At 63.0% G+C, this 5,053-nt stretch carries 2 protein-coding genes; both read left to right on the plus strand.

What is annotated here, in order from left to right; translation table 11 throughout:
- The first annotated feature begins 352 nt into the window (after positions 1–352).
- Positions 353–730: a hypothetical protein gene (locus tag YY7_RS0149435; protein WP_155255691.1), complete on the plus strand. Its 378-nt coding sequence runs from the start codon at positions 353–355 to the stop codon at positions 728–730.
- 426 nt (positions 731–1,156) lie between these two features.
- Positions 1,157–4,465, plus strand: a complete 3,309-nt coding sequence (locus YY7_RS0149440) for an adenylate/guanylate cyclase domain-containing protein (protein WP_028169379.1) — start codon at positions 1,157–1,159, stop codon at positions 4,463–4,465.
- Positions 4,466–5,053 lie beyond the last annotated feature (588 nt).

Raw genomic sequence — 5,053 nt, forward strand, 5'->3', positions numbered from 1 at the left:
TCGCAAATCGTCGGACAACTTGTCGAGTTCAAGGCCATCCGCCGCGCATTCGTCAGCGACTTCACCGTCGCGCAACTCGTTGGGCCGACTCGATCTCAATCAACGAGCTCGCCCGCGGCGCTCAAATCCCCATAACGCCTGCCGCACCGCCTTACGTTCTCACGCGCGGTTTCCTCCCTTGGAGGCTTTCGGACGCCGGCCGCCGAATACGCCGCGCCCTCCCTCAAGCGGCCGGCATCCGAAACCCTTCACAGACTCGGACATGGCCAAATTTGCCGAAATCCGGCAAAGTCATCGAATGTCCTGCCGTGTCCGCCCCCCGGCAGGGCCGTCACAAAGCGACGGGATAACTGTGAAACTGAAAGCAACCATCATCGTCGCAGCGCTGCTAGCTGCAACGGCTGCACATGCCGAGACGATCCATCTGAAATGCTGGGCGCGGGGCCTTACGGGTGGCCAGCGCAACTCGGTCTACATAAACGGGGAACAGGTCACCGTTAATCTGGACGAGGGGACGATGCACTCTCCGACATTCGGAAGCAATTTGGCCGTCCACGTCACAGATCCGCACTTGTTCTTTGAGACGGCGCTTACGCTCAGCAACATTTGGCAACATCTGTTCGACCCGACCGCTGTCTGGCAAGGTTTCATCAACCGCGTCGACGGCACGCTTAAGGCGCATAAACGCGACGGTACTGTCGTCAGCGGGCGCTGCCAGCTGGTCGGCTGAACCTGCCCATGTCGCAGATGGGTCAAAACGCGAAGAACTCACAGCGAGCACAATTGGTCTGCTTCGCCCCTGGGAATCGACGTACAGGCGATGTTACGCCTAGGCGGCTCTGGGGCCATAGCGGGACGCCGCGCAGTTTTTTTCGCCGGCCCATGGACCCACTTAGTTGGTGGGCGCAGCTATCGGTCGTGCGCGGCGCTCCTCGGTCCCGAAATCCGGCGCATGCGGCAATCCAGTTGTCTTCACTGCGCGACGCCCGGCTAGATAGCGAGCATCTGTACTCATGCACCATTTTGGCAAAGATCGAGAGCTTGCTGCGGCCGAATGCCGCAAACCAAAGCATGCTATGCTGCGAAGATCGGGATAACGTTTCTTCGCTGTAGTCCAAATTTCGGCTGGCCGCCAATCAGAGAGTCGATAGGGCCAATGCAGCAGATTGCGGACTGGCTCAACACACTAGGCTTGGGGCAATACGCGCAGCGCTTTGCCGAGCACGACATCGATCCGAGCGTTCTGCGTGATCTCACCGACCAAGACCTCGAGAAAATCGGTGTCTCGCTCGGCCATCGCAGGAAGATATTGCGCGCGATTGCGGAGCTCGATGAGATCAGACCGAGATCTACTCCTCGGACCGAGCCGGAGAGACGTCAGCTCACAGTGATGTTCGCTGATCTTGTTGGTTCGACAGCTCTCTCGACAAGGCTCGACCCTGAGGACTTGAGGGAAATCATTAGCGCGTACCACCGCTGCTGTGCCGAGCAAATCGAGAAATTCGGCGGGTTCGTTGCCAGATACATGGGCGACGGCGTGCTCGCATATTTCGGTTACCCGCGGGCGGATGAAGACGATGCTGAGCGCGCGGTATGCGCCGGGCTGGCATTGGTCGCGGCCGTGCAAGGGCTCGATGCCGGTCCGGAGGTAACATTGCGAGTGCGAGTTGGCATTGCCACCGGTCTGGTGATCATAGGAGAAGGCGCGTCGCAGGAGCACGAAGTCGTCGGTGAGACCCCGAATCTGGCCTCGCGGCTTCAGGCGCTGGCCGAGCCACAGACGGTGGTCATCGACGGCAGCACCCGCCGTCTCGTCGGTGGACTCTTCGAGTATGTCGCTCTCGGGAGCGTGTCCATCACAGGTTTCAGCGCAGCGGTGCCGGTCTGGCGAGTGATCGGTGCGAGCGCGATCGATAGCCGCTTCGAGGCCTTGCGCGTTGTGAGGACGCCCCTGCTCGGCCGCGACGAGGAGATCGAGCTGTTGATGCACCGATGGCAGCAGATAAAACGCGGCGATGGCTCGGTCGTGCTGATATCGGGTGAGGCAGGCATCGGCAAGTCGCGCCTCGCCGAGACCGTGGCGGAGCGGCTGAGCGATGATCCACCCATCCGCCTGCGCCGTTTCTGCTCGCCGCACCACCAGGACAGCGCGCTTTTCCCGACCATCTCGCAGCTCGAACGGGCAGCGGGATTCCGGCGAGACGATACGCACCAGCAACGATTGGACAAGCTCGAGGCGTTGCTCGCGGAGGCAAACGCCGACCTCAGCCAGGCCGTCCCTGTGATCGCGGACCTGCTATCCGTGCCGATCGGCAATCGCTATCCACCGCTCAGCCTCACCCCGCAGAAGCGCAAGGAGGAGACGCTTAGGGTCCTGCTGGCCCAGCTCGAGGGACTGGCGGCGCGCCGCCCGGTGCTGATGGTGTTCGAGGATGTGCACTGGATCGACCCCACCTCGCTCGACCTGTTGGACCTCATCGTCGAGCGGGTTGCAACCCTCCGGGCCTTGCTGATCATCACTTTCCGGCCAGAATTCGCGCCGGCGTGGATTGGACGCTCGCACGTGACATTGATCAGCCTCAATCGTTTGCCGCGTCGACAGCGCGCCGAGATGATCATGCGGGTGACCGGCGGCAAGGCGTTGCCCCAGGAGATCGCCGAACACATCATCGATCGGACCGATGGCGTACCGCTGTTCATCGAGGAAGTGACCAAGGCGGTGATCGAGAGTGGCATGCTGACCGAGGCTGGCGACCGCTTTGACGCGAGAGGGCCCGTGCCTCCGCTTGCCATCCCTACCTCGCTCCAAGGCTCGCTCCTGGCACGGCTCGATCGCCTGGCACCCGTGCGCGAGGTGGCGCAGATCGGAGCGGCACTCGGCCGGTCGTTCTCGCATGAGCTGATCAGCGCCGTCGCGGCCATGCCGCAGCAGAAGGTAGACGGGGCCTTGGCGCAGCTCGTACACGCCGAATTGGCCTTCCAGCGGGGCACCCCGCCCGGTGCAGAGTACACCTTCAAGCACGCGCTCGTGCAGGACGCAGCCTATAGCACATTGCTGCGCGGTCGACGCCGACAGATTCACGCCCGCATTGCGACGACGCTTGAGAGCCAGTTTCCTGAAATCGTAGCCGCTCAGCCCGAACTCATGGCCCACCATTGTGCCGAGGCCGGTTTCAACGAGAAGGCGGTCGGCTACCGGCTCAAGTCCGGCCAGCAGGCGGTCGCACGATCGGCGATGACCGAAGCTGTGTCGCAGTTGCAGAAGGGACTGGAATTGCTGGCGAACATGCCCGAGGAGTCCCGGCCCGTGAAGCACGAGCTCGACCTGCAGATCGCTCTCGGCCGAGCCCTGATGGCAACCCGTGGGTATTCGGCGCCGGTGGTGGCCGACACCCTCGCCAGGGCACGAGCGCTCGCTGAGCGGTTCGATCGACCGGATTGTCTCGCTCCGTTACTCTATTCCCAATGGGGTTTCCACATGGTTCGGGCCGAGCACGAGCTGGCAGCGTCCCTTGCCGAACAGTTGGAGAAATTAGGCGATACGAGAAAAGATCAAGTCACTTTGCTGCTGGGTCACTATATTCACGGCGCCAGTTGCTACTTTCGCGGGGAGTTTGTGACAGCGCGCGCCCTTCTCGAGCGGTGTGATGGCTTGAGAGATCCGACCGCTCGCGCGACTTGCGCCGCGATCGCAGTGGCCGATCCGCACGCGGCAAGCCTCGGACACTTGGCGCTGACACTGGCGCTCCTAGGCCAGATCGATCAGGGATGTGCGCGCGCGGACGAGGCATTGTTGGAAGCCCGCCGGCTCGACCATCCGTTCACGGTAGCCTTTGTGCTGAGCAAGGTGTGTGCGGTGGAGGCGGCCGCCGGCTTGCTGCATGACGCACGGCGGCACGCCGAGGAGCTCGCGGCTCTTTCGAAGGAGCACGGTTTTCCGCTCTGGTTGGGCGTCGGACTTCTTCAGCATGGTCGTTCATTGACGGCACTTGGACAGGTGCATGACGGCCTCGCGCTGCTCGCGAGGGGACTCTCGGTGCTTCGTACTGCCGGAGCCGTCGTGCACACGCCGCGCGCGCTCTGCTTTCTCGCCGAGGCTCACGTCAAGGTCGGCCATCTGCAGGAGGGGCAGAATTGCCTCGTCGAGGCTGCACAACTGATCGAGACGACCAGCGAGCGGTGCGGTGAGGTCGAGCTGCATCGACTTCGAGGCGACATGATGAACGCCCGAGGCGACCAAGTTGCTACGGAGCAGAATTATCACCGGGCACTCGCGGTGGCGGAGCGCCAGAGCGCGAAGACGTTTGCGCTTCGCGCTGCGACCAGCCTCGCCCGCCTGTGGCGCAACCAGGGCAAGTGCACGGAAGCTCGCGACCTCCTCGCGCCGGTGTACGGCTCGTTCACCGAAGGCTTCCACATGCCTGTCCTGCGGGACGCTAAGGCGTTGCTCGACCAGCTGGCCTGATGCAGCTCACCGCTTGCGTAACGGGATAGCTGGTGGTCTCCTGCACTCCAAGGCTTGACGCACTTCGGTCGATCATCTCATCAAGTGTGATCTGCAGCTCGGCGTCGCCGACGCGCAGAGTGATGGTGGGATGCGATTGCCATCGCATGCGCCCGACGCCGTCGGAACGTCCGCTGTGGGTGTGCGCCGTGTAAAGGCGGCGCTTTCCAGTGGGTGCAAGCCCCACCCGGCAAACGCTCCAGCCGGAAGCAATCGGAGCAGTCATGGAGGTAACGAAGTGGCTGAAGCCTTCGATTAGCGTGTCACGAATTGGTGACAGCGCGAGTGTGCAGGCCGTAACGCGAGTGAACGNCGAGCAAGCCTCGAAAAGGACGATGCGCAGGCCGACCCGACGACCCTTTCGGGGAAGGCCGATACGGCTGGGGGGATGAGCGAAGCAGTACGCCCAGCCGCTGCGCCGGGGTAGTGGCGACGGCATGCACACAAGGAAAGCGTACGCAACACGGGAGGCCCCACGACGTGGTCAGGGATGATCAACCGGACGCCCGCGAGGGACAGGCCGGGCGCCGTGGGGATGCGGAGGGGTTC

The sequence above is a fragment of the Bradyrhizobium elkanii WSM2783 genome (assembly GCF_000472865.1).
Lineage (GTDB): Bacteria > Pseudomonadota > Alphaproteobacteria > Rhizobiales > Xanthobacteraceae > Bradyrhizobium > Bradyrhizobium elkanii_A.